Here is a 24836-nt window from a genome sequence, read left to right as displayed (position 1 = left end):
AGGGTGTGAAGAAAAATCCTCATTTCCGGATTGGAAATCGGGTTCTACCGGGAAATCATTTCCGGATGGAACGGAGGATCTCCCTGGACCCTTGAAAAGATTCGGGTAGGATCTGAAGCTTCCGGTCGTTCGGGCTTCAAGATGCCGAGGCGCGCTTCACGACCCGGCACCTCACGGACTTGAGGTTCGGGAACCCCGAGACAGGATCGGCATCCTCGTTGGACGTCAAGCGGTTGGCGTTGCTCGTCTCCCACCCCTGGGCCAAATGCACCACCCCCGGGCGGATGGCGCCGGTGATCATCGCCGGGACCACAATGACGTCTGTCTCCGTGCGTACCTCCACCGGTTCGCCGTCCCGGACCCCCAGCAGACCGGCCGTCTCGGGATGGATCTCCAGAAACGGATCGGGCACTGTTTTCCGAAGCCTGGGGATATACCGGAACTGCCAGTGCGTATACGGCAGGAGATTGCCCCCCGTCGCCAGCATCAAGGGGAAGGGATCGTTCTGATCCGCTTCCGCCGCCCGCATTCGTTCAGCCTCGAGAGAAGGAACAGGAGAAGGATCGAACCCGGCCTCCTCGAGACGCTTCGGATAGATCTCCACCTTGCCGGAAGGCGTGCCGAACCCCTCCCGTTCATACCGCCGGTAAATCCTCCGGTCATAGGCGTAGATGCCCCCGGCGGCCGAGATCTCCGCATAGGTCTTTCCCATGGGGCTCAACAGGTCATCGATCCCCTCGATGCAGCTTTTCCACGGAAAGTATTCCCGGTAACCCATGGCGTGGGCCAGCTTCACCCAGATCATCTGGTCGGGGAGGCCGTAGAGGGGCTCCACCACGGCCTGCCTCAGGGTCACACACGGCAGGTTCAGGTAGACGTTGCTCCGATGTTCGTCCCGCTCGAGAAACGTGCAGGCCGGGAGCACCACATCCGCCAGGCGGCTGTCGGGGGCGTCCACCACATCGACCACCATCAGGAATTCAAGCTTTTCGAAGGCCTCCCGGGTGCGGCGGCTGTCGGGCCACTGAAGGGTCGGGTTACCGCCGGTCACCGTCAACCCCTTGATGGGGTAGGGCTCTTCGTCCAGAATGGCGCGGGGCAGGGAGAGGGCGTGGGCTTCTCCGCGGGCGCGGCAGAAGATCGGGAAGCGCCGGGCGCCGATCGCCGGAGCTTCGGGCGGCGGCAGGGGCGAGGTGATGTCCTTGATCGGCGGCCTCGGAGTGAAAAGCTCCCCCCCCGGAACATCGAGGTTCCCGGTGACGGCCTTGAGGACCGCCAGGAGCCGCGTCTTGGCAACGCCCGAAGGATGATGCTCCAGGCCGTTCCCGGTGAAGACGCACGCGGGCCTCGTCCGGGCGTATTCGCGCGCGAACTCCCTCACCGCCTCGGGGTCGATGCCGGTCAGCGCCGCCCCCGCCTCCGGCGCGTAGCGCGGCTTCGAAACCTCCGCCTGCAGCCTCTCGAACCCTGACACCCACTCGCCGGTGAAGCCCCGATCCCACAATCCCTCGCGCAGGATCACGTGCAGCAGCCCGGCGATCAGGACTGCATCCGTTCCGGGGCGGATCTTCAAGTGCAGGTCGGCCCTGGCCGCCGTCTCGGTCGTGCGCGGGTCGACGACCACCAGGCGGGCGCCCGACTTCCCGAGCCGCCGGATCACCTTTGGGGGGACCGGCTCGTGGGAGACCAGCGGATTGGCCCCCCACAAGACCACCAGCCGGGCGTTGGCGATGTCCGGCTTCGTCAGGCCGCCAAGCGTCAGGATCTCCCCGAAGGTGCGGGCGGCGTTGCAGATGGCCCCGACGCTCATGAAATTCGGTGTGCCGTAGACATTGGCGAACCGTTTCATGTAGTAGCGGATTTCCTGATGCCCGACCCCCTCGCCGTAGTAGATGCCGAGCGCCTGGGGGCCCCATCGCTCCTTCAGCCGCTGCAGCCGCTCCGCGGCATGGCCCAGCGCCTCATCCCACGAGGCGGAAAGGAGCCGCCCGCCCCTGCGGATCAAAGGCGTCTTCAACCGGTTGGCCGCATAGAACAGATCAAGGGCGGATTTCCCCTTGACGCACATCCAGCCTTTGTTGAACGGGTGGGCAGGGTTGCCGCGGATGTGAACCGGCTTTCCGTTTTCGACGCTCACCAGGATGCCGCAGCCATGGTCGCACATCCTGCAAAGGGTGGGGACCTCCAAATTCTCCTGCATCTTCCCTCCGATCGGCCGCAGGCTTCAGGCGGCAAGAAGGTTCAGCGATTCAGGACCGGCGCACTGGAAGGCGCGAAAGGAACGTTCACGGGCGCCTCCTCCAGCCTGGACATTCACGCCCCGAAAACCGGGGCTGCCCGGGTCACGCTGTCTGCCTGATTTCAACCTTCAGCCGCCCGAAAGGTCAAGCGGAAAATCGCGGAGAGGATCAGGTTTTCGCGGCCGCTACTGCATCAACTCCTCGCGCAGCTTGTACTTGAGGATCTTGCCGCTGGCGCTGATGGGCAGGGAATCGACGAACAGGACGCGCTTGGGCACCTTGTAGCCCGCTATCTCTTTCCGGCAGAAGGAACGGAGGTCCTCCTCGCAGACCTCGGCGCCGTCCTTGCGCACGACGATCGCCGTGACGACCTGGCCCCATCGGTCGTCGGGCATCCCCACGATCGCGGCCTGAGCGACCGTCGGATGCTTGTAGAGGACATTTTCCACCTCGGCCGGATAAACGTTCTCGCCGCCGGTGATGATCATGTCCTTCTTCCGGTCCACCACATAGATGAAGCCTTTCTCGTCCATCCGGCACAGATCCAGGGGATAATACCAGCCGTCGCGAAAATCCTTCCGGGTCTCCGCCGGCTTGTTCCAGTACCCGAGGGTCGTCCCGAGCCCGCGCACCTTGATCTCGCCCACTACGCCGGGGGGCACCGGCCGGTCGTTCTCGTCCACGACGACGCTTTGCATATCCGCAAAGGATCGGCCGCACGACGAAAGGATCTCGGTGTCGCCGTCCGCCAGGGCCTGCGCGATCTCCTCCGTGCGCAGGATGGTCGCCTGGCCCACGGTCTCCGTCGTGCCGAACAGATGCAGGAACACGTTTCCGAAGCGCTCGATCGCGCGCTGGAAGACCACCGGCGTGACCGGCGCCCCGGCGAAGAACATCTTCTGGATGCTCGACAGGTCATACTTCCCTGCATCGGGGTGCTCCACCAGGAAGAGGAGCATCGGAGTGGCCAGCATGCCGCTCGTGACCCTGTACCGCTCGACGAGCTGCATGAACATCTCCGCGTCCCACTGGGGCATGATGATCGACGGGGTGCCGCTGTACATCCCGTTCATCAGCACCACCTCGCCGGTGGCATGAAAGAGGGGCGACGGGATGATGTTCACGTCATCGGGATTCATTTTGAGTTCCAGCGTCAGACTGCGGCCGGCATGATAATAGTTTCGATGGGTCGCCATGCAGCCCTTCGGGGCGCCGGTGGTGCCGCTCGTGTACATCAGGGCCGCCAGGTCGTCCTCGGAGATCTCGGTCGCGGGCTCTTCGGGCGAGGACATCGCGATCAGGCTCTCGTAATGGAACCAGCCCGGCGGGGTCTTTTCCACCGGACCGATGAAGATGAAGTGTTTCACGAAATCGAGATCTCTCCTGATCTCTTCCACATGCCCCAGATATTCCTCATTCACCATGAGGACCGTGGCGCCCGAGTCCATCAGGATGGTGAGGATCTCCTGGGGTGCGAGCCTGAAATTGAGCATCACCAGCACGAGGCCGGCGTTGGGGATGCTGAAGTAGCTTTCGGCGTTTTCGATGCTGTTCTTGCTCAGAATCGCCACCCGGTCCCCCTTCCTGAGTCCCATGTCGAGCAGCGCGTTTCCCATCCTGCGGGTCCTGTCCGCAAACTGCCCGAAGGTGTAGCGCCGATCGCCGAGAATCAAGGCCGGTCTGTCAGGATTGTATTCCAGATTCCGAGCCACCACCATCCTGAGCGTCCCTATCGTGTTCATCACTGTCTCCCCCCTCGTCATGTTGTTGTGTCGGCCGGGCCTTCCGTATCGCCTCCGCGAAGGCGTTTCCACCGGCGCAGGGAGCGGTCGCTTCGCACCGTCCCGGTGTCGGCCGCCTGCTTCGAGCCGGCTCGACGCCCGGGCGGGATCGTTCACCCGTCCAGGCGCAGCCCATTGCCGTACCGTAAAAAGCAAGGGCCGTGCCAGGGGCGTAAAAACACTCAACAAGCTGTCATTCTTTCATATTTTACACAAAAGCACCGGCTGGGCGGACGTCGGGCGGAGAGGACACCGTGTGAGATTTCGTTACATCCGGGGACTCACTGGCGGGGGGGAAACATCGGGGCATAAAGAATAATATCAGAATATGAACAATTTAGGCGCAAATCTCTTCAAATTGTTACCTTCGGTTACACCTTGATCAGGCTGTAAGGAAAAGTAACACATCGAGGAAAGGTCCCTGCTTCAAGCCGGCGCATCTCGACCCGGCAGCGGCGTTTCGGCACCGGTGCACGCCGCGGCTTCACTCCACTCTTCCCCGGCGCACGAAATCGGGCAGCGCGATCGGACCTTCGGCGATGGCCGCCGGGTGCACGATCACCCGCCGGCCGGATGCCTGCCACTGCACCACGCAGGCCAAAGCCTCGATGTACGGATCTTCACCGAAGATCGCCTGATGTCCCCGGTGGAAACGGAGGCGGCCCATGCTCCCCTGCCGATCGGTGGCCTCGAGCGCCGCAATGACCCCTTCCGGCTCCAGGCTGCCGGCCCGTTCGATCGCCTCCGCGAACACGTAGACCGACTCGTAGGAGGGGGCTGGACCGTGGCCCGCCTCGATCGGGGCCCCGTAGGCGGCCTCGAAGGCCTCGTAAAAGGCTGCAGCCGGCGCATAGCGGGACGAAGGCAGGTTGCCGAGTTCGAAAATGACGTTGATCACCCCCTCGAGGCGCCCTCCGAAGGCCTCCCAGGCCCCCGGCCCGATGGCGGGCGACAGGAACCCGCACAGGACGGCGGGCGGCTTCAGGGTATGCCATTGCTCGATCAGGTTCCCGCATGCGGGGGCGTCAAAGATCGTCAGGATGACGTGGGCCCCGTCTGCACGTGCCTTGTTCAGGAACCGGCTGAAATCCACCGTTTCGCCGCTGAGGTTCTCCTGCCCCGTCACCTTCCAGTCCGAGCGGTCGAGATACACCTTGAGGAGCAGCGAGATCGTCGAACGCGCCCAGGCCACATCCTGATTCAAGATCAGTATCTTGTCGAATGCGAACTCCCTCCGCATCATCTGCAACGCCTCGATCAGGCGCGCGGCCAGATAACGCGTACTGAGGCTCAACCGGAAGATGCAGCGATACCGCGGGTCGGAAAGGATCTTGGCATCCACCGCCGGGGACATGGCGATGCTCACCAGGGTGGGGATCCTGTGCCGGGCCAGGAGGTCCATCGAGGCCAGCAGGACCTCGGACCGGAAGGGCCCGATGAGGATGACGTCGGGCGCCTGTTCCCGGATGAAGCGCTCGAGGCGCGCCACCGCCTCCTCCGGACGCACCCGCCCGGCGGCATCGTTCAGGTCGCAGGGCTCGAGGCGCAGCCGGCAGACCCGGCCGCCGACCCGCACCCCTCCCGCCGCATTGACCTCATCCACGGCCAGGCGCGCCGCCTTCAGGCTTTCCGCGCCCTCCAGGGTTCCGAGGGAGGTCGGCGCCCCGAGGACGATCTCCTCTGTTGCGGCGGCACAGAGCAGGGAGGGGCCGACGATCGGCGGCCGGAGGATCGTCAGAACGCCGAACAGGAGCACAGCCCCGCTCATTGGACGCAAAAGCCCCCATACCCGCTTCAAAGGAGGTCCTCCTTGATCCCGAGGCGCGCCATCTTTTCGTAAAGTCCTTTGCGGGAAATCCCCAGCACCTTGGCCGCCAAGGTCTTGTTCCCCTGGCAGCGCCGGATCGTGTCGGCGATCAGCCGGGTCTCCATGTCCTTGAGCGTCACCCCTTCCACGGGCGGCGCATCCTCCCTTCCCGCCTCGCCGGACCCGGCCTCCGCCCGCGCGCCTTCCGTCATCTTCCCCGGCAGGTCATCCCGACCGAGAACGGACTGCTTGGAGAGGATCACGGCCCGTGCGAGACAGTTCTCGAGCTCCCGTACATTTCCCGGCCAGGGATAATCCAGGAGGGCCTGCATGGCGTCCGGAGCGACGCCTTCGATCGATTTCATGTAGTGTCGCGCGTAGTGGGCGATAAAATGCTCGACCAGAATGGGGATGTCCTCGACCCTTTCCCGGAGAGGCGGCAGGTGCATCGCGATCACCTCGATGCGGTAGAGGAGGTCGCGCATGAATCGGCCGGCGGCGATCTGCGCCTCGAGATCGGCGTTGGTCGCAGCCACCAGCCGCACGTCCACCCTTCTGCTCCAGTTCGCCCCGACCGGCTCGAAGCTGCCGTCCTGCAGGAACCGGAGGAACTTGGCCTGGAGGTGAAGCGTCATGTTGCTGATCTCGTCCAGAAACAGCGTCCCTTCATGCGCCATCTCGAGGCGGCCTTTCCGGTCTGTCAGGGCCCCGGTAAAAGCACCTTTCACATAGCCGAACATCTCGGCCTCGAGGAGGGTCTCGGTCAGGGCGGCGCAGTTGATGCAAACCATCGGGCGATCCCGCCGCCGCGACTCCTCGTGCAGGCTATGGGCCAGAAGTTCCTTTCCCGTGCCCGTCTCACCGGTGATGAGCACCGCGGCATCGGTCGGCCCCACCGTGCGGACCATCTCGAAGATCTCCCGCATGGGACGGGAGACCCCGAGCATCCCGTGAAAACACTGCTCCTTTCGGACCTCTTGGCGGAGCGCCGCCAGTTCCCGGCTCATCTCCGCCTGCCGGCACGCGTTGGCCAGCACGATGGGGAGTTCTTCGTAGTTGAGCGGCTTGATCAGGTAGTCGGTCACCCCCTCCTTGAGGGCCGAGATCGCCGTTTCCACCGTGGCGTAGGCGGTCATGATGATAAAAGGCGGCACGGGGCGCACCTCCAGCATGGCCTTGTACAGGTCGAGCCCGCTCATCCCCGGCATCTTGAGATCCGAGAGCACCACATCGATTTCTGGATGGTCCTGAAAGACCGCCAGCGCCTGAGGCCCGCTCGAGGCCTCCAGCACGCGATAGCCCTTGTCGGCCAGAAAGAGCATCAACACCTTCAAGGCGTTGATGCGGTCATCTACGACTAGAATCGTCTTCTCCGTGTCCATCTGCCTCGTATCCCTACGGAACTGGTCTTTTCAGCCGGTCGAGCAAAGCAGGGTGATCCTCCCCCCGGGCGGCCTGCGTGCCGCCGCGCGAGCGAGCGCAACGCTCGACACCGAGACGGACCAAGCAGACCCTTCCCGGATGGAAAGGGTCTTCATCCCGCCGGTGATCCGTCGAGAGGAAGGCGGATCGTCGCACGGGTGCCCTCACCCGGACGGCTCTCGATTTCCAGGCTGCCGCCGTGCGCCTCCACGATCCCGAGGCTGAGCGGCAGCCCGAGGCCGGTGCCTTCCTCTTTGGTCGTAAAAAAGGGGTCGAATACGTTCGGAAGGTCTTCCGGGCCGATGCCCACGCCCTTGTCGACCACCTCGATGGCCGCAAAACGCGCGCCGCCCTCCTCCTTCACACCGGATGTAAACCGGACCTCGCCGCCCGGAGGAACGGCATCCATAGCGTTGATCGCGAGGTTCAAAAGAGCCTGCTCCATCTGATGCGCATCGAGGGGGACAGGAGGGAGCCCCTCATCCAGCCGGTTCTCGAACCGCACCCCCTTGCGGGAGGCCTGATGGATCAGCAGCGCCTGCGCCCCCAAAATGACCAGGTTCAGGTCCGTCGGCGACAGCCGGGGTGGGGCCTGCTTTGAAAAATAGAGGAACTCGGCCACCAGGCGATCCAGGCGGTCGATCTCTTCGGTCACCAGACCGGCGATCTCCTGAATCAGAGGTTCATCGGGCCTTTTTTGGCGAAGATGGACCATGGCGCCCTTCATGGCGTTCAACGGATTCCGGATCTCATGGGCGACGCCGGCCGAAAGCCGCCCCAGGGCGATCAGCTTCTCCGAACGGACCAACTCCTGCTGGATGCGGGCGAGATCCGTCAGCATCCGGTTGAAAGACCGCGTCAGATCGCCCAGTTCGTCATGGGACGAAATAGGTATCTCCTGGTTCAGATCGCCTCCCGCCGCCCGGTTGGTGGCCGCCACAAGCCGTCTGACGGGCCTCAGGAGATGATAGGACAGCGCGAACACTCCGGCAAGTGTGACCAGCACGGTCATCAGGACGAGATTCAGCACCCGGGACTGCAGGTCGTGCGACTCGCGGGCGAACTCGCGGATCGGCACCGTCACGGCCAGGGACCAGCCCATGCTGCGGACCGGCGCAAATCCCGCCACCTTTTCCTCTTCTTGAAACGTATAAGTCTGCCACCCGCTTCCGCCTGAGAGCATGCTCCGGACCATATCCCGCAGGCTGGCGTCGGGATAATCACCGATGCCGAAGGCGTAGGGGTCATAGCGCGGGTGGACCAGGGTACGGCCCTCCTGATCGATCAGGAAAGAATACCCCCCTTCCCCCACCTGTATCGCACGGATGATCTCGATGATCTTCTCGAAATCCACATCGATCACCACGACCCCGGCGTATTCGCGCCAACCGGTGAAGAAGGGCCGGGCGGCGTATACGACGTAGCCTCCATGATCCTCACTGCGCACAAGGCCGGAAAAGAAGACCTCCTCAGGCCCGAGACCGCGGGCTTCAAGGAAAAACACGTCTCCGCTCCGATCCGCCGACGGTCCTACAGGGCCCTCTCGCGACACATGAATCCGCTCGCGGCCCTGCCGGTCCAGAAAACGTATGCGATGGTAGTACGGCGTGCGCGCCAGGATGTCGGCAAAGAGCTTTTCCAGATTCTCCCGGTTGAACCCGGCTTCCGCCTCCAGCCGGAACAGCCGCGCGAGATAGAACTCGGCCAGTACCGGGGACCGCGCCAGGGTCTCCAGATCCATCCGGCCATTGTAGAACACGGCGTCGATCCTCTCGGCGGTCGCCTGCACCTGGGCCATCTGCTCCTGCCGCACCAGCCGATTCACCCGTTCGACGGAGGCCTGCACGGAGAGGTACCCCACCACGGCGATCGGGATGCACACCAGCGGGATGATGAAGAGGACCAGTTTGACAAAAATGGAAAAGCGAAACCGCAAGAGGCTTTCTCCCGGAGCTAGGGGAAAAGGGGCCGGCAAGAACCTGCAATGCCGCACCATCCTTCGGTTCCCCAAACCGCGTGGGACAACGGGTTCAAATCCTTCAAAATCGTTCGAACCTCCCCAATCTGCTCGAGATCATACTATAAAAGCGGTGGCCCCACGAAATTTTCTTGCAGCCGGCATCCAGAATCGACCCCCTTCCCATCCGCAAAAGGGCTTTTTGGCCAATCTCGGTGTCTATCTGCACGTTTGCTTGGGCGGCGACCTACCGGTCGCCTCAGCGCACATGGTTGATTTCATTGATTTTTTTCAAACCGGGACCCGCCGCGAAGCGGTGGGACTGAGCACCCGAAGGGTGTGAAGAAAAATGCTCATTTCCGGATTGGAAACGGGTTCTACGGGGAAATCATTTCCGCGATGGGCATTATTTATGAACCAAATTCAACTTTGATATTGACTTGGCAGGGCCAGACGTTTAAAGTATCCCTTAAACTAGTTGATTTGTTAATATATTTTGACAACACCATCATCGCACTTCGGGCTGGCTATTCCACGGTACCCTGACCAAACATTCCTGCAAGGGAAAGGGTTCGAACGTGGCTCACGAGCGCGTCTCACAGTCGCTGCTGCCCTATCTCGACGCCCAGAACACCTCCACAATGCGACTGGAGTTCGTCAATCCAGCCGTGCCCGAATCCTTAACCGGGGCGCCGTTTTCGGTATTCGACGATTCCCGGCCGTTCGCACGTCTTTTCGAAGCCCGCTTCATCCTGGATGAGGGTACGGAGATCAAGCGGCTCCTCCTGCTCGTGCAGCGCGACCGCTGCCTCGCAGGCGAAGACCCCGTCCGCCCTCTCAGCAACCCGGATATCGACCGCTTGTGGCTGACGACCTACGCCCATTACCGCCCTCAGGGCCGATCGGCCGGACTCACGGTCCTCGGCAGCCAGCTCGATGCCTCCCAGCGTTTCATGCCGCTCCGTCCGCTCTTTTTCTGCCAGAAGCAACGGACCTTCTTCCATCCCCCATGCCCGACCTGCGGGGCGCTGCTCGACCTGTGCCGCGATGACTCGGTCCTTCGGGGGATGGGGCTGAGCCCCTACAGCGGATCGCTCTCACGCTACCTCCATTGCCCCGCCTGCCTTCAAGAAACCGGCCGAACGGCGTTCTATGCGCCGATGACGGATCCCGCCGATCCACTCGCCTTGAAAGACGGCCGCGCACTGATCCGCGGCTTTGCTCAGCAGGCCGGCCCCGGCGGCGAAGCGGCGGCCTTTCCCTGCCGGGGCTGCCCCGACGCCTCTGAGTGCTACGGCCCCTCGGGCCTGGCCGTCACAAGAGTGGTTCCCTTTGCCTTTTTTCCGTTTTTCATGCTCGTCTTCGACGCCCCGTCCCTGAGCCTCATCGATTTTTCAGCCCTCCTTGGCGGGGCCCCGCCGGATGACCTGGAGCGGCAGGCGCGCGAACGAGGGGACTACAGAAGACTCCGGCCCTTTCAGCCTCCGGGTATTCGGCCGCTTCAGGAGGACAGGGAAGCGTTCCTTTTCCCGGATGGATCGCCCCGCCGTTTCGCAGAGGTCCTTTACCTCAAGCTGGGTCTCCTGGAGGCGTGCCTGCGCCTCCTGAGGCCGCACCTCGAAGCGTCCGGCGCATCGGGCACGGACTTTTCCTTCGACCGCCTGTGGGTCGATCTCCCGGGCAGCCCCGGACATCTTCCTCTCGGCTGGTCTTTCAACCTCCGCTCGATCGGAATGGTCAGCAGCCGCCCGCCCTTGCCTTTACCGCTGCAGGGGAGCGCCGCTACCGGGCTTCAGCTGCTCGGTCTGGTCTGGTTCCAGATCCTCCTGGCCAACCGGCGGCAAAAACCACAGGACATCTACACCGCCCTGCAGGAGGCCCTTCAGACGCCCGGCGCCGGCCCCGATGAGGCCTTTCCCGCAGTTGCACGAAACCACCCGGACAGCGTCTTCTCCCCTCGAAACATCTTCTGGAATCGTGAATCCGCCGCAGGCGAAGCATTCACGCCATGGTGGGAACGGTCCCTCGGCATCGGCTGGGGCCTTCTTCGAAACAGCGCCGCGGGCGCTGTCGAAGCCGCCCTCGAGGGCATCGAACGGACCCTGGGCGAGCTGCGGCAGGAGATCAAGATCTGGATGTTTCAACCGGAAGCCCGCCCCTCCGCCGGAGGGGCTGCGGTCGAAGGCCCGGGCGAGCGCCCCCGGGAAGACGAGGCGATTTATCGCCTTCTGCAGGATATCAAGGCCGAATGGACCGCCCGGGCGGCGCGGGAGCGCCCTCAGCCGTGGGAAACGGAGCCCCCTTCGTTGCACGCCGGACAATATGCAGCCGAAACCCTGGCCGGGACCGTGGTCCTTTCAGCAGCCGCCGAACCGTCCGGGAGCGTCCCACCGGAACCTCCCCTGTCAGCGGAGGGCGAACTCCAGTCGACGATGATCATCGGCCCGGACAACAGGCCGGAGCCCGCCGTTTACCCCCCGGGAGATCGAATGGAACAAGGGCAGGATTCGCAACCGGCGACCGTCGTGCTTTCCCCCGACGGTCCACCGGACGCCCCGCAGCCCGCAGGGGACAGACCGGGTCCCGCAGCTCGGAAAACCGGCCCGGCGCCGGAGGTTCTCGAGGAGACCGTGGTGATCGGCCGGAACGGAGCCCCCCCTGCAGACGACTGGAACCGCCTCTCCGGCGCCGCTGCCGGAGGGAAGCCAGAGGCGGCTCCCTCAGCCGGGGCAACATCCGAAGACGACGACCTCATGATTGAAACGGTGATCCTGCGCAGGGACGAAACTTGACCCCCAGGCGGCGCGGCGAAGGCCATCGGAATGAGACTCGAAGGGGTCCCGCCGCCCCGGGAGGGCCGGGCCTTTCCAACAGGCAGAAACAGATGGATCAGAAAAGGTCATCCAAAGACGATCACGGAATGGAACCGACAGCACTGGTCGAAGCTATCCGGGCCATTTACCGGCAGGGTCCTGAACAGGCGCGCACGCGCATCGAGGCGATGCTCGCGGCGGAGCTGGGCGGCCATCCCTACGAGGTTCAGGAGAAGTCACTCGCCGATCTGACCGCAGCATTCCTTCCCCGCGAAGGGCAGCCGGCCGCCGGCGCCCTGGAAACAACGACCCTCCGGAGGGTCGTAGCCCTGATCCTCGGCAGGGAGCCGGAGGCGGACCTGCCGGCCGAGGAGTTGGTGAAACGCCTCGCCGAATCCGTGAACAAGGTCTTCGACCTCCTCAACGAGGTGGTCCGTTCCATCGATCTTCATCTGGCGCCCGGCGGGGGAGAAGAGACGATCCGGCACGTCATCGGCTCGGAGATAGCCGGGGCCGGCGGCGCCAGGTCGATCGAAGGCTACCTCGGTCAGATCAAGCGAGCCTTCATGATCGCCCAGGAAGCCTCCAAACGGACGGCTGTCGAGCAGGTGGGCGGCATCCTTCAGGCCCTCGACCCCGAGGCCCTCTCGAAAAGCGGCGGAGGGGGGCTTCGATTCGGCCCCCTGCGCAAGGCCGAACTCTACGGCCTCTACGAGGAGCATTTTCGGCAATGTCGGCAATGGTTTGAATCGAATCGATTTATGGAAGACTGGATACGGGGCTTCGAACGGAATTGCGCAAAGATAACGGCGGAACAAGACGGAGGTTCGCATTGAAACAGAGGATTGCATGGATTGGTGCCGGAGTTCTTTTCTGGGGCATTATCGCGGGTCTTGCAGGATGCGCTTCGAGCCCGCCGCTGCCCCCCTCTCCACCCGAGTTCACCTACGAAGAAGAGGCGATCGAACTCTACATCAAAGCCGATCCCCGCCTGAATTTGTATGACGGGCTGCCGCACACGCTTCTGCTCTGCGTCTATCAGTTGAGGGACCCGAACAGTTTCCACCAGCTTGCCGACCAGCCGGGGGGCATCTACAAACTCCTCGAATGCGCCCCCTTCGACGCAAGCGTCGCCGCGGCCAAACGCCTGATCGTTCACCCCGATCAGGATCTCAAATACCCCCTGGACCGGGCCGAGGGGGCCCGGTACGTCGCGGTCGTGGCAGGATACTACGCCCTCCAGAAGGGAAACATCATCCGCCTCTTCGATGTCCCCGTGGTCGTGGAAAAACCGGAGGCGAAAGGCCGGCAGCCGGTGTCCCGGCCTGCTCATCTGACCGTCGAGCTGAACCTGGGCTCCGAACGGATCGAAGATCGACCGGCAAACGATGCTCCACCGAAAACCCCTTGAAGCGGGAGCGCACGGGACCATGGACAGACCCCTTTTCTGGCACCAGGGCCTTTTCCTGCAGCCGCAGCATTTTCAACTCGCGGATCGGCACGCCGGGACCTTGCTCCAGCCGTTCCACCGCTTCCTGCAGCCTGACTTCTGGGGGGTCGGTGACATCGAAATCGCCGAGGCCGCCCTTGGAAACCTGACCTTCGAACTGACGCGGGGAGAATTCATCTTTCCCGACCGGACGCACGCGGTCTTCCCCGGCAACGCCCTGATCGAAGGCCGATCCTTCGAGGAGGCCTGGGTGAACGGGGGAAAGCCCCTGACGGTCTACGTCGGCCTCAGGCAATGGAATGAATCCGGTGAAAACGTGACGGTGCTGCCACGCATCGACCGGCTTTCGGAGATCACCACCCGCTTCACGGCCCCGGTCGACCCGGACGAGATCCAGGACCTGCATCAGCAAGGTCCGGCCGGGCAGGTCAAGCGGCTCCACTATGTCCTGCGCATCTTCTGGGAACCGGAGATCAGCCGGCTCGGAGGCTACGCGCTGGTCCCGGTGGCGAGGCTCGAACGGCGCGCGGAAAAGGTCGTTCTGGACGAGGGATTCTTCCCGCCCTGTCTCACCGTGACGGCCTGCGCCCCCTTGCTGGCAACGGTCCGCGAGATCCGCGACCAACTCGCGGCGCGCGGCCGCCAGCTGGAGGCCTACAAGCGCGACCGCGGGATTCATTCGGCCGAATTCGGAGCCCGTGACATGGTCTACCTGCTGGCGCTGCGATCCCTCAACCGCTACGTGCCGCTTCTCTTCCACCTGACCGAGGCCGAGCCCGTCCATCCCTGGCAGGTTTACGCCCTTCTGCGCCAACTGGTCGGAGAGCTCTCCTCCTTTTCGGGCGAGATCAACGCGATGGGCGAGGGACCCGGGGGGGCGCGGCTCCTGCCCCCTTACGACCACCGCAACCTCGGGCCCTGTTTCTCGGCCGCACGCTCACTGATCACGCGTCTTCTGGACGAAATCACGGCTGGGCCGGAGTATGTCCTGCAGGTCCTCTTCGACGGAACCTATTTCGCAGCTGAACTGCCGCCGGCCATCTTCGAGGGCCGCATGCGCTACTACCTGGTCTTCGAGACCGAAGCCGACCCTCAGACCGTGCTCCGCTCTCTCGAGACGGCCGCCAAAACCGGTTCGCGCGAGACGCTGCCGATCCTGATCGCCCGCGCCCTGCCGGGGGTTCGGCTGGCCCATCTGCCGGCCCCTCCGCAGGAACTGCCCCGGCGTGCAAGGGCCCTCTACTTCCAGATCGACCACCACAGCGACCAGTGGCTCCCGGTGCAGAAGAACCGCAACCTCGCCCTTTACTGGGATCAGGCCCCGGAAGACCTCAAGATCGAGCTGATGGTGACGGGGAGGAGATGAGCATGCGTTTGACCGATTGCTTCATGGAACTGATCGCCTACGTCGCCTATTTCATCCGGGGCGACACCATCCGGCAGGCCTCCTTCGAGCAGGTGCGGGCCGACATCCAGCGGCTGATCTCGGGGGCCGAGGCCCGCTTCGGCAGCGGATCCTTCACGCGAGAGGACTACGATCTGGCGCGCTTTGCCGTCTTTGCCTGGATCGACGAGGTGATCCTCAGTTCGCAATGGCCGGAACGGCAGCGCTGGCAGGGGGAGCAGCTGCAGCGCATCCACTACCAGACCGCCGACGCGGGCGAAGGCTTCTTCGAGCGGCTGAACATGCTCGGTCCTCATCAGTCGGAGGTCCGCGAGGTCTACTATCTGTGTCTGGCCATGGGATTCATGGGGCGGTATTGCCATGAAGGGGACGAATACCTCCTCGAGCAGTTGAAAGCCACCAACCTGAAAGTCCTCTCCGGCAGTTCCATGGCGCTGCCCAGCCTGGAAGACCGGGAGCTGTTCCCCGAGGCCTATCCGCCCGAGACGGAGATCATGGCGGCCCCTGCGCGGGCAGCCGGGCGTCTGCCCCTTTTCACCCTCGCCTGTATCGGGTGTCCGGTCATCCTGTATGCCGGACTGTTTCTGATCTACCGTTTCATCCTGAGCAGCGTCAGTGTAAATGTCCTCAGCGCGGTGCAGTAAATGAAAAGACTCCTCAAAGGGTTTCTCGTCACTCTCGCGGTCCTTCTGGTCGTCCTCGTGGTGGCCGGCCTGGTCCTGACCCTCGACTGGCCCTGGTGGGTGGGGATCTTCATCCTCGTCGGGCTGGCAGGCGTCTGGCTCGGATTCGTCTTTCTCGAGAAGGTGCTGCTGCGCCAGCGCGAGGAGCGCTTCGTTCAGCAGGTCATCGCCCAGGACGATGCCTATCTGAAGGGGCTTTCCGACCAGGAGCGGGATCAGGCGCGGGAGGTCCAGGAGCGCTGGCGGGAAGCCGTGACCGCCCTCAAGCAGTCCCACCTCAAAAAGCTCGGCAACCCGCTCTATGTCCTGCCGTGGTACCTGGTCATCGGAGAAAGCGGTTCCGGCAAGACCACGGCCATCCAAAGCGCCCGGCTTTCGGCGCCCTTTGCGGAAATGACGCGCACCTCGGGCCTGTCCGGCACCCGCAACTGCGACTGGTGGTTTTTCGACCAGGCGGTGATCATCGACACCGCCGGACGCTACGCCATCCCCGTGGACGAGGGACGGGACAAGGAGGAGTGGACGCGCTTCCTGGCCCAATTGGCCAAGTTCCGCAAGAAAGAGCCCCTGAACGGGTTGGTGGTGAGCCTGCCCGCGGACAAGCTGCTTCAGGGCGACACGGCGCGGCTCGAGGAGGACGGCCGGGCCATCCGGCGCCGTGCCGACGAGCTCATGCGCGTGCTCGGGGCCCGTTTCCCGGTGTACGTGCTCGTCACCAAATGCGACCTGATCCAGGGGATGACCCAATTCTGCGACCAGCTCCCGGAAAAGGCCCAGCAGCAGGCCATGGGGTTTGTCAACCGCGATCTGAAGGCCGGTGTAGAAGACTTCCTCGGCCGGGCCATGCAGGCGATCGGCACACGCCTGCGGGAACTGCGCCTGCTGCTGCTTCACCGGGGCGGCGCCCGTGCGGTGGACCCGGCGCTCCTCCTGTTTCCGGAGGAATTCGAGGGGTTGACGCCCGGACTCACGGCCTTTCTGAAGGCCGCTTTCCAGCAAAACCCCTACCAGGAGACCCCCATCCTGCGCGGCCTCTTTTTCAGCAGCGGCCGCCAGGAAGGCAGCCCCTATTCCCACTTCCTCCAGGCCCTGGGACTCATCGCGTCGCGCGAGGTGCTGCCCGGGACCAGCCGCGGGCTGTTCCTCCACGATTTCTTCTCGCGGATCCTGCCAAAGGATCGCCGCCTCTTCGCGCCCACTCAGCGCGCGCTCGACTGGCGCCGTCTCACCCGAAATCTCGGCCTGAGCGCCTGGGTCGCGCTCGTGCTGGCCGCCTGCGGTCTGCTCAGCTTTTCGTTCGTGCGCAACCTCTCGAGCCTGCGGCACATCGCGCACGAATTCACAGCCCCTGCGGTTATCCGGGGGGAGACCGTCACCGACCTCGCCACCCTGGAGCGCTTCCGGCAGGCTGCCCTGCGGGTGGAAGACCAGAATCGCAACTGGTGGATCCCGCGGATGGGTCTGCCCGACAGCAAGAAGGTCGAGCTGCAGCTGAAGGCGCATTTCTGCAGGCAATTCCGGAAAGGCCTCCTCGACCCGCTTGACCACGCCGGATCGGAAACGGTGATGCGTTTTTCGGCCGCCACGCCCGGGCAGATCATCGGGCCCCACGTCGTTCACCTGGTGCGGCGGATCCTCCTTATCAAGGCGCGGCAAGCCGGAGAGGATCTCGAGGCGCTCGAGGCCCGGCCCCAACCCGCCTATGCCGCGCTTCTGCCGACAGCCGGACCGCACCTGCCCGAAGAAGCCGTGGACGAGGGGTTCGCTCTTCTCTACCGCCACTATCTGGTGTGGTCTTCCAGGAGTGAGGACTTCAACCAGGAGATAGGCGACCTGCGGCGCCTGCTCCAGTACGCCCTCACCCACGAAGGGGCGCGGCTCGGCTGGCTGACGGATTACGTCGACACCCGCACGGCGCTTTCCCCGGTCAAGCTCAAGGATTTCTGGGGGGACAGTCTGGCCGGGGCCGCATCCCCCGCCGTGCCCCCCTGCTTCACCCGCCAAGGCAAGGCCTTCATCGAGGGCCTGATCGCAGACATCGAGAACGCCCTGCCGGACCCGGCGCTGATCGCCGGCCGGAAGACCGCTTTCCTGACCGCTTATGCTGCGGACTATCTCCGTAGCTGGCAGGCCTTTGGCGCGGCCTTCCGTGAGGGGGAAGCCGGCCTCGCGGCCGGCGAACCCCGCCGGACGGCCGCGGCGGTGATGGGAAGCGACCAGGGGCCCTATTTCAACCTCCTTTCGCGGATGGCCGAGGAGCTGGGGACTTTCTCCGAGTGGCGGGACGACACCGGATGGCCGGCCGCCCTGCTCGCCTTCCGGAACGTGCGCCTCCTGGCGGACAAGGAGGCCCTTGCCGAAGAGAGCGCCGGTCTTTCCAAGGCCGCGAAAAAGGGCAAAGACCTGATCGGGAAGCTCGAAGAGACATTCAGCCGGGGAGAAGACGACCCGTCGCTGCGGTCGATGATGACGGCGGCTTCGGCCCTGCGTGATTATCGCGCCGCCCTGATGGAGATCACCCCCGTCTCGGCCTCGCGCCTCGTCGCCTACCAGACGGCCGCCCAGGTCTTCAGCGAAGACCCGGCGATGAGCAAATCCCCGCTCGTGGCAGCCCAGAACGCTTACGCACGGCTCAAGGCCGCGATGGCGACGGCGGGCGGCGGATCCGGATCCGGCGCCGGACTCGTCTGGGACCTGGTCAAGGGCCCTTTCGACTATCTTTGGACGTATGTCCGGATGGAAACCGCCTGCCATCTGCAGGATCTGTGGGAACAACAGGTGCTGGTGGAGGTCGAAGGCATCTCCGACCTGCAGCGGATCAACGAACTGCTCCTCGGCGACGGGGGTTATGCCCTGCAGTATGTCAAAGGGCCCGGGGCCCCTTTTCTCGGACGAAGCCTCGACCGGGGCTACTATTCCAAACGGGTGATGGGCGAAGCCATTCCCTTCGAGGGCGCATTCCTTTCCTTCCTTACCCGCGGAGCCCGCACCGCCAGACCGATCGAACAGAGCTACGCGGTCACCATCAAAGGCCTGCCCACGGACACCAACCCGGAGGCGCACATCCGCCCCCATGCCACGCGCCTGGAACTGCAGTGTGCAGCCCAGACCTTCAGCCTGGCGAACTTCCACTATCCGATCACCGAGGTTTTCAAGTGGGAGCCCCAAAACTGCGGCGATGTCGTCTTTACCATCGAGGTGGGGACCCTGAGCCTGGTCAAGATCTACACGGGCAACCTGGCCTTTGCTCAGTTTCTGAGAGATTTCAACAGGGGAGAGCGCACATTCCGGCCGGATGAATTCCCGCGGGAGGCATCCGCCCTCAAGCAGATGGGGATCAGCTTCATCCGCGCCCGTTACCAGTTCAGCGGTCATGGCGCCGCTGTCAAACTGCTGGCTGCGGGCCCGGGACGGGCGCCGAGGACCATCGTGCGGTGCTGGGATCGATGAAACCTCGAACCCTGTGGCAATGGACCGCCGCCGGCAAGCACCCGGCGGCCGGAGACTTCATAAAGGCAGGCTCCCCGACGCAGCTTTCAAAGGCCTTTTCGGATTGGATCGCTCAAGGCTACCATCGCCTTGGGGAGTCGGAGACCAGGCGGCTGGTCCACCAGTCCTGGCGGTTCTGGGCGGGGGCAGGGAACCGGAACGACATCGCCTGCGGCCTCATCAAAGACAGCAGCGACACGCTCGGAAGGCCCTATCCGCTCTTGATCCTCGGCACCGGGCCGTTGAATCGGTGGCAGGAACGCTGGCCTTCTCTGCTGATCGAATTCAGAGAGATGTACCTGCAGATGGAAGGGTTGGCAAGCCGCCGGTTCGCCGGGTTCAAGCCCTTCGAGGAGGCCGTCCGGGGCCTTCCGGCCTCCGGACCCCGGTCGAGCACCGGGTCGACCGAAGGCGGCAAAGGGATGACCGAGCCGGGGGGCGAACCTGCGGATGTTCCAGCTGAGCCGGATATTCAGGCATGGCGGGTGGAAGCCGGTGGAACGGCCTATGTCCTGCCGCTCCAAAGCGGGATTTCGGGTGGTGAGGAGCAGACCGCCCGCCGGCGGCTCCTCGGATTGAGGACGGTTCTGGCCGGAAGCCCCCAGGCCGTTTTCGCCGGCGGAAGCCCGGATCGCGTGTTTTTAGCCGTTTTCCTGCGGGGTCTGACACCCGCCGACTTTGCGCGCTTGTGGCTTTTACCTTTGGAGGAATGACCATCCCATGGACCCGTGGTCTCTCGGTAAGGAACCGATTCGGCCGGAGCAGCCGGCAGGCGTGGATGCGCGCTACGACCCCGATTTCGAGGCCCTCCAGGCCGAAATCGACAAGCTGTCGACGCCTTCCGCCACGGGCGGCACCGACTGGGAAACGGTCGAACGCCTCGCGGCGGCCATTCTTTCCGGCAAATCGAAGGACCTGCTCGCGGCCAGCTATTTCGCGGTGGCGGCGATCCGCACCCGCGGTCTCGAAGGCCTCGCCCGGGGTCTGCAGGTCATGGGCGATCTGATCGAACACTTCTGGGAGGATCTCTTTCCGCCGAAGAAACGGATGCGCGGCCGGGCGGCGGCCCTCGAATGGTGGGTCGAAAAGAGCGCGGCGGCGCTGGAGGACCTCAAGCCTGAAGGAGCGGCGGCGGAAGCGGTGCAGCAATACCGTGAGGCCCTGATGCGGGTCGATGCCCTGCTTCAGGCGAACCTCGACAGTCCGCCGCTGACAAGACCTCTCGAACGGTTTATCGATGCCATACCGGTGCAGACCGGGGAGGCTGCGGAACCCGCCCAGGGCCCGGCCCCTCCCACGTTAGAGGCATCGGCTTCAACTGCAGCCGCTGCGCCGGGCGATGTCGCGGCGCTCAAGAAGGGGGCTGAGGACACAACGCCTCAATCCGCTTCAACCCCGGCCGGGACGGCCGCTTCCGAGCCGCATCCCCTGCGAGGAACCGTCGAAAATCCGCCGGCCTCGGCTCCCTCTCCAGGCCCGCCGCAGGAGCCGGTCCCCGGGCCTGCCGCCCCTCCCGCGGGGGTGCGGCCCGAACCCGGCGAGGCAGGGCCGGGAACCCAGCCCGCCTCAGCGGTCGAGGCGGAAAAGGTCTTGCGAGGCGCCTTTCAAGCGGTCCGGCGGACGGCCGATTATTACCTCGGACAGAACCTGAGCGACCCCCGGTCATACCGCCTGCGACGCATCGCGTCCTGGTCCCTGATCCATGCCCTGCCCCCGGCCGCTGGCGGGAGGACCGAAGTCCCGCCGCCCATGAACAGGCCCCTTCTGGAGAACGAATGGAAGGGCCTGGAAGCGAAGGGCGGTTGGGAGATCATGGTCCGCAGCGCCGAGGAGCGCCTCCAGAGCGCCGTCCTGTGGCTCGACCTGAATCGCCTCACGGCCGAGTCCCTGGCTCGGATGGGCCCCCGCTGCGAAGCCGCCCGGGACGCTGTCGTCCATGAGACCGTATCCCTGGTCAAGCGCCTCTGCGGAATCGAAGAATTGAGCTTTTCGGACGGGACCCCTTTCGCCGATGGGACCACACGATCCTGGCTGGAATCCCTTCGCCACCGGTCGGAAACGGAGGCGCCTGAGACCGTGCAGGCGGCCGCAGCAGGCGCGGCAAACGGCCCGGATGCGGCCTTGCTGGAGCAGGCGCGCGAACTGGCCGGCCGCAAACGCCTGGCCGAGGCAGCCGAACTGCTACAGCGGGGTCTACGCAGCGGAACGTCCCGGCGCAGGCAGATGGAATGGCGCCTGAGCCTGTGCGAACTGCTGCTCGGCGCTTCCGAGTCCCAGGCGGCCTTGCCTCAGCTGGAGGCGGTCCTGCAGGACATCGACGCCTTCCAGTTGGAGAGTTGGGACCCGGACCTTGCCGCCAAGGCGCTCAGACTCGTCTGGCGCGGATTCAGCGCCGCACCGGCGGAAGACGTGCGAAATCGAGGCGCCGCCGTCCTCGACCGCATCGCGAGACTTGCGCCGGCCGACGCCCTGCGTCTGGCCGGACGTTGAACGGTTTCATACCACCAAGGAGGAGATCATGGCCAAAGAAGGATCCGTTGCCCCGCGTGAAAGGGTGAACATCGTCTACCGTCCGGCTCTGGGCGATGCCCAGGAAGAGGTGGAACTGCCTTTGAAGCTCCTGATCCTGGGCGATTTCACCGGCAGGCCGGATGAGCGGCCCCTCGAAGACCGCGAGCCGATCAACATCGACAAGGACAATTTCAACGAGGTGCTGAAGGCGCAGGGCATCGGGCTGAACATCTCCGTGCCGAACCGTCTTGCCGAGGAGCCCGACGCGGAGATGAATGTCGACCTGCAGTTCGAGTCCCTCAAAGACTTCGAACCGGAGGCGGTGGCCCGCAAGACGCCTGAACTCAAGCGCCTGCTCGAACTGCGCGAGGCCCTGGGCGCGCTCAAGGGCCCTTTGAGCAACCTGCCGAATTTCAGAAAGAAGATCCAAGAACTGGTGAAGGACGAAGCCGCGCGCGAGCAGCTTCTGAAGGAACTCGGCGCGGAAGAAAAATAAGCCAACAGGGGGAGATTGTGCCATGCCAGAAGAACGCGAGCAGCAGGCTGCCGCCGCCGCTCCTGCGGAAGCGACGGAGGAGCGCTCAATCCTGGACGAAATCGTTCAGGCCACCAGGCTTCAACCCTCGGACGAGGCCTACGGGGTGACGAAACGGGGGGTCGAGGCCCTGATCACCCAACTCCTGGAGCCGGGGCGCGAGATGCCCAAGATCTCGAAGGCGGTGGTCGACGAGATGATCGCGGAGATCGACAAGCGCCTCGGGATGCAGTTGGACGTCATCCTGCACCACCCCGATTTTCAGAAGCTCGAATCGGCTTGGCGCTCGATGAAGTACCTGGTCGACAAGACCGATTTCCGGGAAAACAACAAGATCGAGATCCTGAACGTCAGCAAAGAAAACCTTCTCGAGGACTTCGAAGACGCCCCTGAGATCACCAAATCCGGGCTCTACAAGACCGTCTATACGGCGGAATACGGCCAGTTCGGCGGACAGCCCTACGCGGCGATGATCGGGAATTTCGCCTTCGGGGCCGGCCCCCTGGACATCAAACTCCTGCAGTATCTGGCGAGCGTGGCCTCCATGGCCCATGCCCCCTTTATCGGCGCCGCCGGGCCGGCCATTTTCGGCCTGGACGATTTCAACGGGCTGCCTCAGCTGAAGGATCTGAAATCCATCTTCGAGGGGCCTCAGTACACCAAGTGGCAGTCGTTCCGGCAGAGCGAGGATGCCCGATACGTCGGGCTGGCCCTGCCGCGCTTCCTGCTGCGCCTCCCTTACGGGCCGGAGACCGCGCCCGTCAAGGCATTCGGTTACCAGGAGGACGTCTCGGCCAACCACGGCGACTACCTCTGGGGCAACGCCGCCTTCGCCTTCGCGACACGCCTTACGGACAGCTTCGCCAAGTATCGGTGGTGCGCGAACATCATCGGCCCGAAGGGCGGGGGCACCGTGGAGGACCTGCCCCTGCACCAGTACGAGGCGATGGGGGCCATCCAGACCAAGATCCCGACCGAGGTGCTGATCAGCGAACGGCGGGAATACGAACTGGCCGAAGAGGGCTTCATCGCCCTGACCATGCGCAAGGGGAGCGACAACGCCGCCTTCTTCTCGGCCAACTCGGTCCAGAAGCCCAAATTCTTCGGGATCAGCAAGGAGGGGAAAGAGGCCGAACTGAACTACAAGCTGGGGCTGCAACTGCCCTACATGTTCGTCATCAACCGGCTGGCCCATTACCTGAAGGTCATCCAGCGGGAAAACATCGGCACCTGGAAGGAAAGAGCCGATCTCGAGCGCGAGTTGAACACCTGGATCACGCAATATGTGGTCAACATGGACAACCCCGCGCCGGAGGTCCGCAGCCGGCGGCCGCTTCGGCAGGCGCAGGTGACCGTCGAGGACGTGGAGGGCGAGCCGGGCTGGTACAGGGTCGGATTGAAGGTCAGGCCTCATTTCAAATACATGGGGGCCTTCTTCACCCTCTCCCTGGTCGGCAAGCTAGAGAAGGAATAAACGAAACGAAACACCCAGGGTAGCTTTTTTCGCGGGCGAAACCAGAAAGGGGGGCAGGAACCATGGCTCAGACCGTACATCTTTTCCTCAAGGCCAATGGTCAGGACATCCAGGGGGACTCCACCATCACCTCCATGGAGCGGGAAAACTCGATCGAGTGCCTTTCCTTCAAGGACTCGGTCCGGACGGCGCGCGAGGCCGCCACAGGCATGGCGACCGGGCAGAGGACCTATGAGCCGCTCCGGATCGTCAAGCGGATCGACAAGAGCTCGCCGCTCCTCTTCAAGGCGTTGACAAACAACGAGGTCATCGAAGGCGTCTTCAAGTTTTATCGGCCCAACCCCGCCGGCGACGGCACCACCCAGCACTTTTTCACCATCGAGATCCAGGAGGGGCGGATCTCGACAATCACACGGTTCAGCCCCGACGTCATCGATCCGGCATCGGCCAACACACCGCCCACCGAAGAGGTGTCGTTCGTTTTCGGCTACATCCGGATGTGCTACGAACCCGACGGCGTCGAACATATCGACCATTGGAGCGAACGTACCTGACAGGGCTTTCATGCTGGTGCTGCATCGACGAGGCCGCCGGAGGCCCTGATGCGGGAGGGCGCTTTGCGGCAATGAGAACGGATGGTGAAGGGCCCGATCCGGCGAGGGAACGGCGGCCTTCGGGTCGCAATCCAGGAAAAAGACTGTCCCGCCGGGTTCTGCCGCTCCACCCACAGGGGTGCCCTGCCGACTGCGCGGCCGATCCCGGCAGGGAAGGGTAAGCCCGGATGGTCCTGCAGCTGCCGGAAGGGATCATCGATCCCCGCCGGGCGGATCAGGAGACGCGGAGCGACCAACCATGCGTGAAGACAGACTGCTCGAGCGGATCCGGACCTGGAAGGCGTCGCCCCTCGCCCGGGCGCGCGAGGATCCCATGCGCGTCGTCGAGTCCGTGCTCGGGCACCTGCAGAGGATCCTCAACACCCGGCAGGGCAGTGTCCCCATCGCCGAGGACTACGGGTTACCGGATCTGACGGACATCAATGAAGACTATCCGGACTCCCTGACGCGCTTCGAACGGGCGATACGACTGACGATCCAGAAATACGAACCCCGGCTGAAGGTGATCCGCGTCCGTTTCGTTCCGGATGAAGAGGATCTGCTGTCCCTGCGGTTCCAGATCGTCGGAAAGCTGGCCGCCGAGGACCTCAAGGATACCGTCTATTTCGAGAGCGTGGTGGAATCGGACGGCCGGGTCAGTGTCAGGCGCTGACCG

General features: G+C 64.1%; 17 protein-coding genes. 12 read left to right on the top strand and 5 right to left on the bottom strand.

Annotated features, from left to right (window positions below):
- Window positions 1-136: 136 nt before the first annotated feature.
- From H567_RS0108225 to H567_RS0108205, 5 genes are all read right to left on the bottom strand, one after another.
- Complete coding sequence (locus H567_RS0108225) at window positions 137-2200, bottom strand: molybdopterin-containing oxidoreductase family protein (protein ID WP_035253730.1); 2064 nt, start codon at window positions 2198-2200, stop codon at window positions 137-139.
- Window positions 2201-2425: 225 nt separating this feature from the next.
- Window positions 2426-3982 (bottom strand): class I adenylate-forming enzyme family protein, encoded by a 1557-nt coding sequence (locus tag H567_RS0108220; protein ID WP_028321034.1) that lies wholly within the window; start codon window positions 3980-3982, stop codon window positions 2426-2428.
- Between the two features lie 523 nt (window positions 3983-4505).
- Entirely contained in the window at window positions 4506-5819 is a 1314-nt protein-coding gene (locus H567_RS0108215) for an ABC transporter substrate-binding protein (RefSeq protein WP_051184624.1), read from the bottom strand.
- Window positions 5816-7210 (bottom strand): sigma-54-dependent transcriptional regulator, encoded by a 1395-nt coding sequence (locus H567_RS0108210; protein ID WP_028321032.1) that lies wholly within the window; start codon window positions 7208-7210, stop codon window positions 5816-5818. The genes H567_RS0108215 and H567_RS0108210 overlap by 4 nt, the downstream gene beginning before the upstream one ends.
- 152 nt (window positions 7211-7362) lie before the next feature.
- Window positions 7363-9186, bottom strand: coding sequence for a HAMP domain-containing histidine kinase (locus H567_RS0108205; protein WP_028321031.1), 1824 nt, complete (start codon window positions 9184-9186; stop codon window positions 7363-7365).
- Window positions 9187-9785: 599 nt separating this feature from the next.
- Between H567_RS0108205 and H567_RS0108200 the strand changes: the two genes are divergently transcribed.
- The 12 genes from H567_RS0108200 (at window position 9786) to tssE (ending at window position 24833) form a co-directional block, all read left to right on the top strand.
- A complete protein-coding gene (locus tag H567_RS0108200) occupies window positions 9786-11999 on the top strand; it encodes a hypothetical protein (protein ID WP_028321030.1) in 2214 nt (737 codons plus the stop codon).
- A gap of 128 nt (window positions 12000-12127) precedes the next feature.
- The gene (locus tag H567_RS0108195; RefSeq protein WP_153306098.1) at window positions 12128-12856 is read left to right on the top strand and encodes a hypothetical protein; all 729 of its coding nucleotides are present in this window, start codon (window positions 12128-12130) and stop codon (window positions 12854-12856) included.
- Window positions 12853-13431 carry a type VI secretion system lipoprotein TssJ gene (gene tssJ, locus H567_RS23800; RefSeq protein ID WP_051184623.1) on the top strand — a complete coding sequence of 193 codons (579 nt, stop codon included), beginning with the start codon at window positions 12853-12855 and terminating at the stop codon, window positions 13429-13431. The genes H567_RS0108195 and tssJ overlap by 4 nt, the downstream gene beginning before the upstream one ends.
- A gap of 19 nt (window positions 13432-13450) precedes the next feature.
- Entirely contained in the window at window positions 13451-14836 is a 1386-nt protein-coding gene (gene tssK / locus H567_RS0108185) for a type VI secretion system baseplate subunit TssK (protein ID WP_028321028.1), read from the top strand.
- Between the two features lie 2 nt (window positions 14837-14838).
- Complete coding sequence (locus tag H567_RS0108180) at window positions 14839-15519, top strand: DotU family type IV/VI secretion system protein (protein ID WP_028321027.1); 681 nt, start codon at window positions 14839-14841, stop codon at window positions 15517-15519.
- Complete coding sequence (locus H567_RS0108175) at window positions 15520-19008, top strand: type VI secretion protein IcmF/TssM N-terminal domain-containing protein (protein WP_028321026.1); 3489 nt, start codon at window positions 15520-15522, stop codon at window positions 19006-19008.
- Entirely contained in the window at window positions 19005-19760 is a 756-nt protein-coding gene (gene tagF / locus H567_RS0108170) for a type VI secretion system-associated protein TagF (protein ID WP_028321025.1), read from the top strand. The genes H567_RS0108175 and tagF overlap by 4 nt, the downstream gene beginning before the upstream one ends.
- Before the next feature lie 7 nt (window positions 19761-19767).
- The gene (tssA, locus tag H567_RS0108165) at window positions 19768-21537 is read left to right on the top strand and encodes a type VI secretion system protein TssA (protein WP_028321024.1); all 1770 of its coding nucleotides are present in this window, start codon (window positions 19768-19770) and stop codon (window positions 21535-21537) included.
- Window positions 21538-21565: 28 nt separating this feature from the next.
- Complete coding sequence (gene tssB / locus H567_RS0108160; protein WP_028321023.1) at window positions 21566-22054, top strand: type VI secretion system contractile sheath small subunit; 489 nt, start codon at window positions 21566-21568, stop codon at window positions 22052-22054.
- Between the two features lie 22 nt (window positions 22055-22076).
- Window positions 22077-23567 carry a type VI secretion system contractile sheath large subunit gene (gene tssC / locus H567_RS0108155; RefSeq protein ID WP_028321022.1) on the top strand — a complete coding sequence of 497 codons (1491 nt, stop codon included), beginning with the start codon at window positions 22077-22079 and terminating at the stop codon, window positions 23565-23567.
- A 62-nt stretch (window positions 23568-23629) separates the two neighbouring features.
- Window positions 23630-24121: a type VI secretion system tube protein TssD gene (gene tssD / locus H567_RS0108150; protein ID WP_028321021.1), complete on the top strand. Its 492-nt coding sequence runs from the start codon at window positions 23630-23632 to the stop codon at window positions 24119-24121.
- 298 nt (window positions 24122-24419) lie between these two features.
- Entirely contained in the window at window positions 24420-24833 is a 414-nt protein-coding gene (tssE, locus tag H567_RS0108140) for a type VI secretion system baseplate subunit TssE (protein ID WP_028321019.1), read from the top strand.
- Window positions 24834-24836: the final 3 nt, after the last annotated feature.

Origin of the sequence: Desulfatiglans anilini DSM 4660 (assembly GCF_000422285.1) — a bacterium.
In the GTDB taxonomy this organism is placed as follows: domain Bacteria; phylum Desulfobacterota; class DSM-4660; order Desulfatiglandales; family Desulfatiglandaceae; genus Desulfatiglans; species Desulfatiglans anilini.
The sequence above is the reverse complement of the archived record's forward strand: the minus strand, read 5'-3'. Positions and strand labels throughout refer to the sequence as shown.

Coding starts and splice junctions, on each gene's coding strand:
- tssA (WP_028321024.1), top strand. CDS start 19,768: ATGGACCCGTGGTCTCTCGGTAAGGAACCGATTCGGCCGGAGCAGCCG.
- H567_RS0108175 (WP_028321026.1), top strand. CDS start 15,520: ATGAAAAGACTCCTCAAAGGGTTTCTCGTCACTCTCGCGGTCCTTCTG.
- tssD (WP_028321021.1), top strand. CDS start 23,630: ATGGCTCAGACCGTACATCTTTTCCTCAAGGCCAATGGTCAGGACATC.
- H567_RS0108225 (WP_035253730.1), bottom strand. CDS start 2,200: ATGCAGGAGAATTTGGAGGTCCCCACCCTTTGCAGGATGTGCGACCAT.
- tssK (WP_028321028.1), top strand. CDS start 13,451: ATGGACAGACCCCTTTTCTGGCACCAGGGCCTTTTCCTGCAGCCGCAG.
- H567_RS0108220 (WP_028321034.1), bottom strand. CDS start 3,982: ATGAACACGATAGGGACGCTCAGGATGGTGGTGGCTCGGAATCTGGAA.
- H567_RS0108210 (WP_028321032.1), bottom strand. CDS start 7,210: ATGGACACGGAGAAGACGATTCTAGTCGTAGATGACCGCATCAACGCC.
- tssC (WP_028321022.1), top strand. CDS start 22,077: ATGCCAGAAGAACGCGAGCAGCAGGCTGCCGCCGCCGCTCCTGCGGAA.
- tagF (WP_028321025.1), top strand. CDS start 19,005: ATGAAACCTCGAACCCTGTGGCAATGGACCGCCGCCGGCAAGCACCCG.
- H567_RS0108195 (WP_153306098.1), top strand. CDS start 12,128: ATGGAACCGACAGCACTGGTCGAAGCTATCCGGGCCATTTACCGGCAG.
- H567_RS0108180 (WP_028321027.1), top strand. CDS start 14,839: ATGCGTTTGACCGATTGCTTCATGGAACTGATCGCCTACGTCGCCTAT.
- tssE (WP_028321019.1), top strand. CDS start 24,420: ATGCGTGAAGACAGACTGCTCGAGCGGATCCGGACCTGGAAGGCGTCG.
- tssB (WP_028321023.1), top strand. CDS start 21,566: ATGGCCAAAGAAGGATCCGTTGCCCCGCGTGAAAGGGTGAACATCGTC.